Raw genomic sequence first — 14,337 nt, 5'->3', positions numbered from 1 at the left:
CAACATGAGCAAACACCATACACCGCCTTCAGGAGTCTCTGTCTGGCTCGGGCTTAAAGACAATGTTTTCACGCAGCAGAAGACCGTTCGCTTTGGCGATGCCAGCGCGGTTAATTCGGGTCGGTTTTACTCGATCCTGACTGTTGTCATTTTACTATCTGCCTGGGGGATTGCCAGCGCCCTCGGCATGCTGGAAAGCTTCTACTGGCCGTCTGTCAATGCAACTCTTACCCGGATGGGCAAGCTGCTTTCTGAAGGGTTCCGTAATGTCGCCTTCTGGGATCACATCGGCATTTCAGTGTTCCGCGTCCTTGGCGGCGTGCTGTTAGGTGCACTTGTCGGCATTCCACTTGGGTTGGCCATGGGCCTATCCTCAATTGCGCGTGGATTATTCGATCCAATCGTGGAGTTCATGCGCCCAATTCCGCCGCTTGCTCTGATACCACTGATTATCCTGTGGTTTGGTATTGATGAGACCGCAAAGATCTTCCTGCTGTTCCTAGCGTCCTTGTTTATCATGACTATTGCAGCACGGTCTGGCGTGAACAGCGTCAAGATCACCAAGGTGCATGCCGCGTATTCACTTGGAGCGTCTCGCACACAGATCCTGTTTCATGTGATTTTGCCAAATGCACTGCCGGAGATTTTCACCGGCCTCAGAACAGCCATGGGTGTTTGCTGGGGCACTGTTGTTGCTGCAGAGCTGGTTGCTGCAGACAAGGGCGTCGGTTCCATGATCATGATTGCAAAGAACTTTTTGCAAACAGATACGGTGGTGATCGGGATCATGGTCATCGGGCTTATTGGTTACACCATTGAACTTGGTATGCGGTATTTGGAACGCTTGCTCATTCCGTGGCAAGGCAAAGGCTGATTGCAGTAAAAGGCCACTCAACACCAGAAGGGGAGAGCTGAGAGGCTCTTCCCTTTTTGTTTATCCACTTTGTCCTGAAACCTTGACTATGCACAAATAGCGGTTGATTTTATCCGCGGAAGCTCTCATTTTTGAAAGCGGGAATAAGCGTTGCTTGACCAAAATTCTGCGCGACCTCATCCCCTATAAACTTAAAGACCTCCCGCCTTTGAAGAGCCATTACTCGACGCAAGCACTTCCGGGGCGGAATACCCAAAAGGTACTCAGCGCCTCGTATTTTCATTGGCAGCAGACCTTTTGCGGCACCTGATCGTTTGAGGAATTGTAATGAAGACCGTCGTAATTGCAGGCGCAACCGGCTATCTGGGTTCTTATCTCACCTCCTATTATCAGCGCCAGGGCTGGTGCGTTCGTGCTCTTGTGCGCAATGAACAAGCAGCCCGCACGAAAGGCCTTGAAGCCAGTGAGTTTTTTGAGGGGGAAGTTACTCACGCAAACAGCTTGCTCGGGCTGATGGATGATGTTGACCTTGTCGTCTCTGCGCTTGGTATTACCCGCCAGAAAGACGGCTTGAGTTACAACGACGTGGATTATCAGGCCAACAAAAACCTGCTTGATCTCGCAGTGGAGAATAGCGTCCCTCATTTTGCGTATGTCCATGTGCTGAACGCGAGTAAACTGCTGAATGTGAAACTCGTGCGCGCCAAACAGCACTTTGTTGAGGTGCTTCAATCCGCGCCAATCAAAAGCACAGTTATTTCTCCAAGCGGGTACTTCTCAGATATTGAGGAATTCCGGGGCATGGCGAAATCTGGCCGGGTTTACATGTTTGGTTCTGGAGACTTTCGCATCAATCCTATCCACGGGGCTGACCTCGCCGCAGCTTGCTTTGAGATTATCGAAGAAGGGCAAGCCTATGCCGAGGTTGGTGGCCCGGTGAAGTACACCCACAACGAGTTGGCTGAGATCGCCTTTAAAAGCTTGAGCAAAAAAACCAGGATCACGCATCTCCCCAATTGGATCAGCATCGCACTACAGCGGATGCTGGAGACGTTCACTTCCGTGAAAACTTATGGGCCGATACAGTTTTTCCTAAGTGCTATGCGGATGGACATGATTGGGAAGTGCTATGGCAAAATCCGGTTGGAAGATCACTTCGCCCAACTGGAGCAAAAGGAAAAGCAAAATACTGGCTAGATCTCGCTAGTTGAAGGTGGGGGTTGCTGAACAGCGTGTTGCCATACGGTAACGGCTGCCTGGGTGCACAAGACGCACGTAAGTTATGCCCTGCCCTGAAATCCATGTGCGACGCTCAATCGTGAAAACAGGCTCACACTCTTGCAGCTGCAGGAGCCGTTGCTCCTCAGCTGTAGCTTTGTCGGCCCGGAAGACGTGCTCAATGTTTGGGTGTGGGACGCGTTGTAGCAGCCATTCATTTGGGCCGATATCAGCAAAACTCTCCTGTGAGGCTTCAGGTAATGCAGAAATGTTGATCCAGCGCACGTCAAGCTGCTGCGGAATGCCGTCACCATAATGCAAGCTTTTCAGAAAAAGAGCTTTCTCGTTTTGCTCCAATCCAAGCTGGGCACGAACATCTTCCGGCGGCAGGGCTTCCAAGCGCTCCAGTAGCAGGTACTTGTAAGACTGATCCTTGTTTTCGATTTCTTGCCGGATCACTGGAATGGAAATGGTTGCAGGATGGGATTTCGGTTGAACGACACGGGTGCCAGCTTTACGGCGGCGTTCGACCAGACCGGCGTCCGCAAGCTCTCGCATCGCGCGGTTGACGGTTGATCGGGTGCATCCGAACTCCTCAGAAAGTGCTTGCTCGCTTGGTAACAAATCACCGGGCTGCCATTGCTGGCTGGTGATCCGTTCCTGCAAAATGCCTCTAATTTCCTTATAGGATCGCAAGCGCTTGTCCCGTCGTTTTCATATGGAATAGATTGCGGCGTTGTTAGGCTGCTTCCAGCAAAACTGCAAGCTGTTCTCTGTATTTAGCCGTGATGGCTGCACGGTGGATGTGCTGTCCGTCTTTCACCATGTGACGCCCGGCCGACCAGACATCAGTCACGACACGGTCATCGCCTGCAAAAATCCAATAATCGAGATATTGGTCTGGTCTCAGACCTGCAAACTCAACGCGAGTGGTGTCGATTGCGACCACATCAGCCAAATGGCCTTCCTTCAGCTCCCCCGTATTGCGTCCAAGTGCTTGTGCGCCACCTTTAGCAGAGGCCTGATACATGGCGGTGCCGACAGAGCCTTCTCCACACAACATGACATTGCGAGACTGATCACGCAGGCGTTGGCTATATTCAAGAATGCGCAGTTCTTCAGAGAGCGAGATACGCAGGTTACTGTCCGAGCCGACACCATAGACACCACCAGCTTCGATGAATGTTGGGCCGTTAAAGGTGCCGTCGCCGAGATTCGCCTCCGTAATCGGGCAAAGACCTGCGACTGCACCAGCCTTCGCCATGGCTACCGTTTCCTCTGTAGTCATGTGGGTTGCATGCACAAAACACCAGTTGTTTTGCACATCAACATTGCTCAATAACCATTCGATTGGCCGTGCGCCCAGCCATTCCTGAACGGCTTCCACTTCCTTCATCTGCTCTGAGATGTGGATGTGAACAGGCTTGCCTGCAAACGTGGAAGCAATCTCGCGCAACTGAGATGGGTTGGTTGCCCGTAGTGAATGTGGTGCGATGCCGACCTGACAGTCAGCGGGTAGAGTGGCAGCCAGCGTTTTCGACGCCTGCTCAATGAGTTGCAGATGACGATCCAGATCATTGCCGAACCGCAGCTGACCGCCACTGAGTGGCTGTTCGCCTGCACCACCGTAGGAATAGAGCACCGGCAGATGCGTGAGGCCGATGCCTGTCTGGCTGGCAGCAGCAAAGATGCGATCGCTCATTTCTGCAAGGGTGTCGTAGGGTGTTCCATCTGGTTGGTGATGGAGGTAGTGGAACTCACCCACACTGGCATAGCCAGCCTCTAACATCTCCATATAGACCAGCGCTGCGATTGCCTCAGCTTGCTCAGGACCCAACTGCCCCAAAAAGCGATACATGAGCTCACGCCAGGTCCAGAAACTGTCTTTTCCCTTTTGGCGCACTTCTGTCATGCCAGCCATTGCGCGTTGGAAGGCATGTGAATGCAAGTTGGCAGGAGCAGGACAGATCATTCTGCTTTTGCCGGAAACCTCTTCGCCTTCAGGTTTTACCCCAGTCTCAACGGCTTTGATTGTGCCATTGTCGTCCAAGCGCAAGCGCACATTTTCAGTTAGACCAGTGGGAAGTAAAGCCTGCCCTGCAAAGATGGTTTTCATTGCTCACTCAATAGGTTTGATGTGAAACGATGATCAGCTCAGATCATTTTTACATTAATAAGCATATACATAAATGCAACTCACACAACCACATCATTTTTCTAAAATATCACCACATAATGGCATAAATGGCTGAACTTAGCTATTTACTCAGCCTTCTCAGGCGCATTGGCTCAAGAATTACGCACATTGCACATTTTTTATGTATAGACATTAAGCGATTTCCATGTAGATTTTTACTGAAGTGAATTCACGTGGAATCTCGGGAGGGTCCATGACAAGCGGGAGAACCGTACTCACCAACCTGACAGCTGCAACTCTTACTGAGCAGTCGGATGGTTATGGCCTGATCCATGACGCAGCGATTGCCATTGAAGACGACACAATCTGTTGGATTGGTCCTGAGCAGGATTTGCCAGAGGGCTGGAAAGAGGCTTCGCAAACCGATCTTAGCGGATGCCTCGCAACACCGTCTCTCGTTGATTGCCACACGCATATTATCTATGGCGGTTCCCGCGCTCGTGAGTTTGAGATGCGGTTGAATGGTGCGACCTATGAAGAGATCGCCCGCGCCGGTGGTGGTATTCGTTCCACTGTTGCCGCAACGCGCGCTGCCAGTGAAGAAGACCTGTTAGCCAATGCATTGCCACGCGTTGATGCATTGCTGGCGGAGGGTGTGACGCTTCTGGAGATTAAGTCCGGTTATGGGCTGGATCTGAATACCGAGCTGAAAATGCTGCGAGTTGCCCGCAAGATTGGTGAACTTCGGCCAGTCAAGGTCCTGACCACCTTCCTCGGCGCACATGCGTTGCCGCCTGAGTATGAAGGACGCAGTGATGCTTATATCAGCTTTGTTTGCGATGAAGTGCTCCCTGCTGTTCAGGCCGAGAACCTTGCCGATGCGGTTGATGCATTCTGTGAAGGGATTGCGTTTTCACCTGAGCAGGTCAGCCTCGTATTTGACCGGGCACAGGAGCTTGGCCTGCCAGTTAAAATTCATTCTGAGCAGCTCTCCAATCTTGGTGGCACGGCTATGGCAGCCAGCCACAAAGCGCTTTCTGCTGATCATCTGGAGTATCTGGACGCCGCCGGTATTGCGAGCATGAAGGAAGCTGGAACTGTTGCCGTTCTGCTGCCGGGTGCATTCTACTTCCTGCGTGAAACTCAGCATCCTCCTCTTCAGGAATTGCGCGATGTTGGTGTTCCAATTGCTTTGGCGACAGATGCCAATCCGGGGTCCTCTCCCCTCACCTCGCTTCTGCTGTGTATGAACATGGCGTGCACCTTGTTTCTCATGACACCGCAGGAAGCGCTGGCCGGGATTACTCGCAATGCAGCCCAAGCACTGGGGCAAGCGGAAACTTGTGGGACTTTGGAAGCAGGCAAGCAGGCAAACATTGCGATCTGGGATGTTAAGGAGCCAGCCGAACTGGCCTACCGGATCGGGTTCAACCCACTGAACCGCCTGTATTTCCTCGGCAAAGACATCACAAAAACACAAGCAAATTAAGCACTGAGGCATTTATGACTAGTTCCCCCACCGTCTTTTCCAAACCTAAGCTGGTTTTAAAACCGGGAGAAATTGCACTTTCTCAGCTTCAACAGATCTATCGCACCGAGGCCAATGTTGAACTGGACCGCTCTTGCAAAGAGGGCGTTGAACGGGCTGCTGCTGTTGTGCATGCAGCGGCACAGGGCGATACACCGGTGTATGGGGTGAATACGGGATTTGGGAAGCTTGCTTCTGTCAAAATCCCTAGTGATGATACTGCTACCTTGCAGAGAAACCTCATTCTTTCACATTGCTGCGGCGTTGGTGATGTGTTGCCGCAAAACATTGTGCGTCTGGTGATTGTGCTAAAACTCGCGTCGCTGGGTCGTGGTGCATCTGGTGTGCGATGGGAGTTGATTGAGTGTCTTGAGCAGATGCTGGCACACAATGTTGTGCCAGTGGTTCCGGGTCAGGGAAGCGTGGGCGCTTCCGGTGACCTGGCTCCACTTTCTCACGTTGCAGCTGTTATGCTCGGTGAAGGAGAGGCCTTCTTTGGCGGTGTGCGTGTTTCTGGCAAAGAAGCGATGCAGTTGGCTGGTATTCCGACTATTCAGCTGGCAGCGAAGGAAGGCCTTGCGCTGATCAATGGCACGCAGGTTTCAACTGCGCTTGCTCTTGCGGGTTTGTTCCAGGCACATCGTCTTGCGAAGACTGCGTTGATTACCGGTGCTATGTCCGTCGATGCGTTGATGGGCTCTGGCGCTCCGTTCCGCCCAGAGATCCAAGAGCTGCGCGGTCATAAAGGCCAAATCTCTGCCGCAGCTACCATTCGCGAGCTGATGTCTGGTTCAGCAATCCGGGAAAGCCACCGCGAGGATGATGAGCGCGTGCAAGATCCGTACTGCCTGCGCTGCCAACCTCAGGTGATGGGCGCTGTACTGGGGCTTCTTGCTCAGGTTGCTTATACGCTTGAGATTGAAGCCAATGCGGTGACTGACAACCCGCTTGTTTTCAAAGACGGCTCCATTGTTTCCGGTGGCAATTTCCATGCTGAACCTGTTGCGTTTGCTGCTGACCAAACCGCTCTTGCCATTTCCGAGATCGGCGCGATCTCGCAGCGCCGGATTGCTACGCTGGTTGATCCAGCGCTGAACTATGGTCTGCCGCCGTTCCTGACACCAAATCCGGGTCTCAACTCCGGCTTTATGATTGCAGACGTAACCTCTGCTGCCCTTTACAGCGAGAACAAACAGCGTGCGGCTCCGTGCTCCGTGGATTCGACGCCGACCAGTGCCAATCAGGAAGACCATGTTTCCATGGCAACCCATGCGGCGCGGCGTCTGATTGATATGAATGCGAACCTTTCTCAGATCATCGGCATTGAACTGCTGATGGCCGCTCAGGGCATTGAGTTCCGTATACCGCTCAAAACCAGCCCAATCTTGCAGGAGGTTATCGCAGCCGTACGCACTGAGGTGGAAGAACTGGAAGATGATCGCTACATGGCGCCAGATTTGGAAAAAGCGGCTGAACTTGTTGCTTCTGGTCGAATTTTTGATGCTGCCAGCAAAGCTCAGTTTTTCAAGTTAGAGGAGGCCTAATTGACCTATTCTTTCTCCCCCCTGATCAAACGAGGCGACAGCCCGATTGTGCTGGCTCAACCGCATGGGGGCACTGATGTGCCTTTAAACATCTGGGACAGGTTCAACACAGTGGGACAAGCGCTGGCCGATACGGACTGGCACATCAATCGCCTTTATGACGGTCTGCTGGAAAACGCGAGTGTAATCCAGACACCAGTGCATCGCTATGTGATTGATGCTAATCGCGACCCTTCAGGTGTCTCGCTTTATCCGGGGCAGAACACCACCACCCTTTGCCCGCTGACTGACTTTGACGGACGCCCGATTTACCGTGACGGGCAAGAGCCATCTGAGGATGAAGTTGAAGAACGTCGCGTTAAGTTCCACGCACCGTATCATGAGGCGATTGCGGAAGAACTGGAGCGTGTGCGGCAGAAGTTTGGTGTTGCTGCTCTTTACGACTGCCATTCCATCCGCTCCAACATCCCGTTTCTGTTTGAAGGCGAACTGCCAGTCTTCAACATAGGCAGTAATGTTGGACAGACGTGCGCTCCGATGATTGAGCAGATCACCGTTGATGCTTGCCGGCAGGATGACAGCGTGGAAACGGTGGTCAACGCCCGCTTTAAAGGTGGTTGGACAACACGCCATTACGGGAAGCCCGAGACCGGTATCCATGCCATTCAGATGGAGATTGCACAGCGGGCCTATATGTTTGAGCAGAGCCCGTGGGCCTACGCTCCAGAGCGCGCGGACAAGACACGCGCCACTCTCAAATCCATTCTTACTCAGTTAGAAGCGCAGGCCCTTGCAGGGGCATTTTCAAACGCCAGTACAAGTCGCTAACGGAGCCGACAATGACCGATACGCTCACTCAAGACCCTCGCAAGAATACGCGCGATATCTTTCCACCAACCGGGCCAGAGTTGAATGCCAAGAGCTGGCTGACGGAAGCACCGTTGCGCATGCTTATGAACAACCTGCACCCTGATGTGGCTGAAAACCCGCATGAGTTGGTGGTGTATGGTGGCATTGGCCGTGCTGCGCGCACCTGGAAAGATTTCGACACCATTGTCGAGAGCCTCAAAAAGCTGGAAGCTGATGAAACCCTGCTGGTGCAATCCGGTAAGCCGGTTGGTGTGTTCCGCACGCATGAGAATGCACCACGTGTTTTGATCGCTAACTCCAACCTTGTACCGCATTGGGCAAACTGGGATCACTTTAACGAGCTGGATAAAAAAGGTCTGGCAATGTACGGCCAGATGACTGCTGGTTCGTGGATCTACATTGGCTCCCAGGGCATTGTTCAGGGCACGTACGAGACCTTTGTTGAGGCAGGTCGTCAGCACTATGGTGGAGACCTGAAGGGCAAGTGGATCCTAACTGGTGGTCTTGGCGGTATGGGTGGTGCTCAGCCGCTTGCTGCAGTCATGGCTGGTGCGTCTTGTCTGGCCGTTGAGTGTAACGAAGACAGCATCAATTTCCGCCTGCGCACCAAATACGTCGATGAGAAAGCCAAGACGCTTGATGAAGCGCTGGAGATGATTGAGCGCTGGACGGCTGCAGGTGAAGCCAAATCTGTTGGCTTGCTCGGCAATGCAGCTGACATTTTTGCTGATCTGGTTGAGCGTGGTGTTCGTCCAGATATCGTGACAGACCAGACGTCTGCTCACGACCCGATCAATGGATACCTGCCACAGGGCTGGACCATGGCGCAGTGGAAAGAAAAACGCGAGAGCGATCCGAAGGCCGTTGAGAAAGCGGCCCGTGCCTCCATGAAAGTGCATGTGAAAGCGATGCTGGACTTCCATGAACGCGGTATTCCGACCGTAGATTACGGCAACAACATCCGTCAGATGGCATTTGAAGAAGGCTTAGAGAACGCCTTCGACTTCCCAGGATTTGTCCCTGCCTACATTCGTCCGTTGTTCTGTAAAGGTGTTGGTCCGTTCCGTTGGGCAGCGCTTTCTGGTGATCCTGAGGACATCTACAAGACAGACCAGAAGGTGAAGGAACTCATTCCTGATGATCCGCACCTTCATAACTGGCTGGACATGGCGCGGGAGCGTATTTCCTTTCAGGGGCTACCAGCACGAATCTGCTGGGTCGGTCTGGGTCAACGTCATCGTCTCGGTCTTGCATTCAACGAGATGGTTCGCAACGGTGAGCTGAAGGCACCGGTTGTGATTGGCCGCGATCATCTGGATTCCGGTTCTGTCGCGTCACCAAACCGCGAAACCGAATCCATGATGGATGGTTCTGATGCTGTTTCTGATTGGCCGCTGCTCAATGCACTGCTGAACACTGCTTCTGGCGCAACATGGGTGTCTCTGCACCATGGCGGTGGTGTTGGCATGGGCTTTTCCCAGCATTCTGGCATGGTGATATGCTGTGACGGGACGAAAGAAGCTGATGAGCGTGTTGGCCGTGTGCTGTGGAATGACCCTGCGACAGGTGTCATGCGCCATGCGGACGCAGGCTACCAATTGGCAATTGATTGCGCCAAGGAGAATGGTTTGACCTTACCATCTCTAGGTAAGTAACTGACTCGGGAGCACAAACCTTTCCTGATTGAGTCAGTTCCTCCATTTCCGGGCAAACTGGTCTAGCCGCGTATTCTGGCACTCCAGACTTTAAACAAAACCGATGAGGGACCGCAGTTCGCGGCCCCTTGTTATTCTAATTTTTGAGGGGAAAAATTATGAAAAGACGTGATTTTCTTAAGGGTGCAGGTGTTGCCGCAACTGGCGTCGCCGCTGCTTCTGCTTTGGCAGCTCCGGCTGTTGCTTCCGACAAGATCAAATGGAAGATGGTTACCTCGTGGCCAAAGAACCTTCCGGGTCCCGGCGTTGCAGCGCAGATGCTTGCAGATCGCATCACCATGCTTTCCGGTGGGCGCATTGAGGTGAAACTCTATGCAGCTGGTGAGCTGGTTCCGGGTCGTGGTGTGTTTGATGCAGTATCGGAGGGAACTGCTGAACTTTACCACTCTGTTCCGGCATATTGGGGCTCTAAGTCCAAAGGCTTCCTGCTGTTCGGATCTCAGCCATTTGGTTTGACCGCTGATGAGCAATATGGCTGGATGGCGCATGGCGGTGGTCAAGCTCTCTATGATGAGATGTATGCGCGCTTTAACCTGAAGCCATTCCTTTGTGGCAACTCTGGTCCACAAGCTGCTGGTTGGTTCCGCACAGAAATCAATTCTGCTGAAGACCTGAAGGGGCTGCGCTTCCGTACCACCGGTCTTGCTTCTGAGATGTGCACCAAGATGGGCATGGCTGTTCAGGCGATGGGTGGCCGCGACATGTTCCAGGCGCTTCAGACAGGAACACTGGATGCCGGTGAGTTTATCGGACCTTGGACAGACTCAGCTCTGGGCTTTTATCAGGTTGCCAAGAACTATTACTTCCCAGGTGTGGGCGAGCCATCTTCAGCTGAAGAATGTGCTGTGAACTCTGAGGCTTACAGTGCACTCCCAGATGACTTGAAGCAAGTTGTCGCGTTTGCGTGTTCCTCGCTCTACAACGATGTTTGGACTGAATACACCACCAACCATGCTAAGGCATTGAAGATGCTGGTTGCGGAAAAAGGTGTCATGGTTCGCAATATGCCAGAAGACGTTATTCTGGCAATGGGCAACGCTGCTGGTGAAGTGATTGGCGAACTGCGCCAGAACGATGATGAGCTGGTGAAACGCATCACTGAGAGCTTCCTCACCTATCGTGAAACCATGAAGGAATACAAACCTCTGGCAGATAATGGCCAGATGAATATGCGCCTTCTGGACATCAACTACGGTTAAGTTGCAGTGTTCTGGCAAACTGCCAGTTTGTCAGAATTTTCAGCGCGATATCCAGTCGGGGTACATCACCCCGGCTGCTCTCCTGCTTTCCTCAGTTTAGTACGCTCCTTTCTCCGAAAGCCAATAGCTATTTTTCGAAGGTGCGCTCTAGAAAGCCAAGAAAAAACTCTGGCCTGATCGGATTCTACCGATGACCTCTGTTGTCTTGAAACTCGACGCTATCAACCGCATGGTTGGCCATACCATTCGTTGGTTTGCGTTGTTTATGTTGCTTTTGCAGTTTGCGATTGTTTTGCTGCGCTATCTGTTTGGCATCAGCTACATCTTTCTCGGCGAAGGCGTGCTCTACATGCATGCCGCCGTTTTCATGCTTGGCGCGGGCTATACGCTTCTGGCTGACAAGCATGTGCGCGTTGACATCTTTTATGGGCAGGCCTCACCCAAGGCCAAAGCCATCATCAATCTGATTGGTGCTTTGCTCTTTCTGTTGCCAACTGTCGGGCTGCTGCTCTGGATCAGTTGGCCGTTCGTTTCCAACAGCTGGAAGATCCTAGAGGGGCCGATCTCTGTTGGCGGTATACCTGCGAGCTTTTTGCTTAAGAGCCTTATTCCAGCATTTTGCAGCCTCCTAATCATTCAGGGTGTTTCCGGCATTTTGCGCGACGGCCTCTTCTTGTGTGGTGTTGAGGTTGAGGAGCCAAAGCTGTGATTGAGTTTCTCGATATCTTTATGTTTGCCGGCTTGTGCTTTGCGATTTTGCTGGGCTATCCCGTTGCTTTCACAATTGCTGGTGTGGCCGTTCTCTTCGCAATTCTTGGAGCATTGGCTGGCACGTTTGATACCGGCCTGTTGGGTGCGCTTTCGCAGCGCATTTTCGGCACGATGACAAACAATGTGCTGATTGCGATCCCGCTCTTTGTCTTCATGGGGCTTGTGCTTGAACGCAGCCGCATTGCTGAAGACCTGCTGGAAGAAATGGGCAAGTTGTTCGGTTCTCTTCGGGGAGGTCTGGGTATTTCCGTTGTGCTCGTTGGTGGGTTGCTCGCAGCTTCCACTGGTATTGTGGGTGCAACTGTGGTGACTATGGCGTTGATTGCTTTGCCAACGATGCTGCGTAATGGCTACGATCCGAAACTAGCAGCTGGCACGGTTTGTACAGCTGGCACTTTGGGGCAGATTATCCCCCCTTCAACGCTTCTGATCATCCTTTCTGAGGTGATGTCCAACGCCTACCAGCAGGCTCAGTTTGCTGAGGGCAAGTTCACCGTTGAGACAATCAGTGTGGGGCAGACATTTGCTGCAGCGCTGGTCCCCGGATTGATGTTGGTGAGTGTTTACATCGTCTATCTGCTTGTCCGCGCCTATCTTCAGCCAAGCTGTGCGCCTGCTATGGACAAGCAAGTGCTGGGTACAACTTCAGTGCGCCGTATTGCGTCTGTGCTCATTCCACCTGTGGCTCTGATTATTGCTGTTCTGGGCTCTATTCTGGGAGGTGTAGCAACGCCAACGGAAGCTGCTGCGGTTGGTGCTGTTGGTGCTTTACTGCTAGCTGGTTTTCGGTTGAGCAACGGCAAATCCAACCTTCTGCTCGGAGCCAGCGTCATCGCATTGCTGGCAGTGATTACTCTTGCAGGCTTCACCACCATTCGCTTGCAAAAGAGCGAGCTGACTGCTGCGGACTGGGGTTTGGCGTTTGTTGCGATTGTGCTGTTGATCATCAGCATCAGTGGTCTGCTGCAAAGCGTGATGCGCATGTGGCGATCTCAGCTGTTAGCGCCAGTGATGACCAATACGCTTTCGATTTCGGCCATGATCTTTGCGACCATTATTGGTGCGAGTGTGTTCTCGTTGATCTTCCGCGGCCTTGGCGGTGATACACGTATTGAAGAGCTGATTTCTGCGATGCCAGGCGGTGAAATGGGGGCCTTACTGTTTGTAATGGCCTTGATCTTCGCACTGGGCTTCTTCATGGACTTCGTTGAGATCTCGGTGATCTTGCTTCCGATCGTAGGCCCTACCCTGCTGATGATGGGCTTTGATCCAATCTGGCTCTCTGTGATGATCGCCATCAACCTGCAAACCAGCTTCCTGACGCCACCGTTTGGATTCTCGCTGTTTTACCTGCGCGGGGCAGCACCTCCTGAGATCACGACAGGCATGATCTACAAAGGGGTGTTGCCTTACATCCTGCTACAGATTGTCGGGATGGCAATGGTCTGGTTCTTCCCTCAGATAGCGACATGGTTGCCGTCGGTGTTATTCTGACCGCAGGGCATCATTGGAAGTTGGGAAAGGCTGGATATCGCGTCCAGCCTTTTTTCATGGGTTCATTTCCATAAAGCTCTCCGGCGGGATCCAGGTTTCGGGCATATGCTTGTTGGCCCATCGGCACATTTCCTGAAGTACAGGTAGAATGTCCCTCCCCGTCTCAGACAAGAGATATTGGTAGCGCTTTGGGTTCGGTTGATAGAGCTCTTTTTTCACCAATCCAGCCGCTTCCAACTGGTTAAGGCGCACTGTCAGAACGCTCGTTGTTATCTTCTCCGGTGAGCTCAGAAACTCTGAAAAGATCTTCTTTCCATTGAACATATCGCGCAGGATCAGGAGGCTCCAACGGTCACCCACTATATCCAGCGTATTTGCGATCGGGCAGCCGGAACGGTTTTCGGTTGACATACCGCCAATCTCTCCTATGGTGAATAGTGACTTGCAATTTACAAGTCACTAAGTCATCTCTCAACACTGACTAAGGATAGTATCATGGAAAGCGCTTTTACAGGGTCCTGCCTTTGCGGGAATGTACAGCTGAAATCCACAATGAAGCCGCAGATTACCGCACACTGTCACTGTGATGACTGTCGCAAGTCGTCTGGAACAGGACATTGCACTCATGTAGCTCTGCCCAAAGAGGCGGTTGAAGTGACTGGGGAGCTCACATTTTTCGACAAGCCTGCAAATAGTGGAAATGTGGTCACAAGGGGCTTTTGCCCAACCTGCGGCAGTGCTGTTTACTCACTCAACTCAGCCATGACAGATTTGATCTTTGTGCGTGCATCTGCTGTTGACCAACCGGAGGTCATCGAGCCTCAGGTAAACGTGTACTCCAGCAGGGCGCCGTCGTGGGATGAGATTGATCCGAAGCTTCCAGCATTCCCGGAAATGCCTCCGCAAGGCTCACGAGAAGTTATCGAAGAAGGTGTTAGCAGCTAACACTTCATTCCTGTGAGGCAGGTAAGCGTTCACCCCCAACGC

13 protein-coding genes are annotated in these 14,337 nt (G+C 52.5%); 10 read left to right on the top strand and 3 right to left on the bottom strand.

Annotation, left to right across the window (positions count from 1 at the left end; all coding sequences use genetic code 11):
* Positions 1–4: 4 nt before the first annotated feature.
* Both PsW64_RS25850 and PsW64_RS25845 read left to right on the top strand, forming a co-directional pair.
* On the top strand, positions 5–874 hold the full coding sequence (locus PsW64_RS25850) for an ABC transporter permease (protein WP_057464094.1): 870 nt from the start codon (positions 5–7) through the stop codon (positions 872–874).
* A gap of 327 nt (positions 875–1,201) precedes the next feature.
* On the top strand, positions 1,202–2,071 hold the full coding sequence (locus PsW64_RS25845; RefSeq protein WP_063305485.1) for an SDR family oxidoreductase: 870 nt from the start codon (positions 1,202–1,204) through the stop codon (positions 2,069–2,071).
* 6 nt (positions 2,072–2,077) lie between these two features.
* Here the strand turns inward: PsW64_RS25845 and PsW64_RS25840 are convergent, their stop codons facing one another.
* Both PsW64_RS25840 and PsW64_RS25835 read right to left on the bottom strand, forming a co-directional pair.
* A complete protein-coding gene (locus tag PsW64_RS25840) occupies positions 2,078–2,788 on the bottom strand; it encodes a UTRA domain-containing protein (RefSeq protein WP_063305484.1) in 711 nt (236 codons plus the stop codon).
* 43 nt (positions 2,789–2,831) lie between these two features.
* A complete protein-coding gene (locus PsW64_RS25835; RefSeq protein WP_063305483.1) occupies positions 2,832–4,208 on the bottom strand; it encodes a formimidoylglutamate deiminase in 1,377 nt (458 codons plus the stop codon).
* 274 nt (positions 4,209–4,482) lie between these two features.
* On the opposite strand from PsW64_RS25835, the gene hutI reads away from it, so the two are divergent.
* From hutI to PsW64_RS25800, 7 genes are all read left to right on the top strand, one after another.
* Positions 4,483–5,718 (top strand): imidazolonepropionase, encoded by a 1,236-nt coding sequence (gene hutI, locus PsW64_RS25830; RefSeq protein WP_063305482.1) that lies wholly within the window; start codon positions 4,483–4,485, stop codon positions 5,716–5,718.
* A gap of 14 nt (positions 5,719–5,732) precedes the next feature.
* Positions 5,733–7,301: a histidine ammonia-lyase gene (gene hutH / locus PsW64_RS25825; protein WP_063305481.1), complete on the top strand. Its 1,569-nt coding sequence runs from the start codon at positions 5,733–5,735 to the stop codon at positions 7,299–7,301.
* Entirely contained in the window at positions 7,302–8,129 is an 828-nt protein-coding gene (gene hutG / locus PsW64_RS25820; protein ID WP_082831226.1) for an N-formylglutamate deformylase, read from the top strand.
* Between the two features lie 11 nt (positions 8,130–8,140).
* Complete coding sequence (gene hutU, locus PsW64_RS25815) at positions 8,141–9,826, top strand: urocanate hydratase (protein ID WP_063305480.1); 1,686 nt, start codon at positions 8,141–8,143, stop codon at positions 9,824–9,826.
* Between the two features lie 158 nt (positions 9,827–9,984).
* Positions 9,985–11,085, top strand: coding sequence for a TRAP transporter substrate-binding protein (locus PsW64_RS25810; RefSeq protein WP_063305479.1), 1,101 nt, complete (start codon positions 9,985–9,987; stop codon positions 11,083–11,085).
* Between the two features lie 190 nt (positions 11,086–11,275).
* The gene (locus PsW64_RS25805; protein ID WP_063305478.1) at positions 11,276–11,794 is read left to right on the top strand and encodes a TRAP transporter small permease subunit; all 519 of its coding nucleotides are present in this window, start codon (positions 11,276–11,278) and stop codon (positions 11,792–11,794) included.
* Entirely contained in the window at positions 11,791–13,350 is a 1,560-nt protein-coding gene (locus PsW64_RS25800; RefSeq protein ID WP_082831225.1) for a TRAP transporter large permease, read from the top strand. The genes PsW64_RS25805 and PsW64_RS25800 overlap by 4 nt, the downstream gene beginning before the upstream one ends.
* 54 nt (positions 13,351–13,404) lie before the next feature.
* Here the strand turns inward: PsW64_RS25800 and PsW64_RS25795 are convergent, their stop codons facing one another.
* The gene (locus tag PsW64_RS25795) at positions 13,405–13,761 is read right to left on the bottom strand and encodes a winged helix-turn-helix transcriptional regulator (protein ID WP_057464141.1); all 357 of its coding nucleotides are present in this window, start codon (positions 13,759–13,761) and stop codon (positions 13,405–13,407) included.
* An 84-nt stretch (positions 13,762–13,845) separates the two neighbouring features.
* Between PsW64_RS25795 and PsW64_RS25790 the strand changes: the two genes are divergently transcribed.
* Positions 13,846–14,295 (top strand): GFA family protein, encoded by a 450-nt coding sequence (locus PsW64_RS25790; protein WP_063305477.1) that lies wholly within the window; start codon positions 13,846–13,848, stop codon positions 14,293–14,295.
* Positions 14,296–14,337: the final 42 nt, after the last annotated feature.

Origin of the sequence: Pseudovibrio sp. W64 (assembly GCF_001623145.1) — a bacterium.
Lineage (GTDB): Bacteria > Pseudomonadota > Alphaproteobacteria > Rhizobiales > Stappiaceae > Pseudovibrio.
This window is presented reverse-complemented; position numbering and strand designations above follow the sequence as displayed.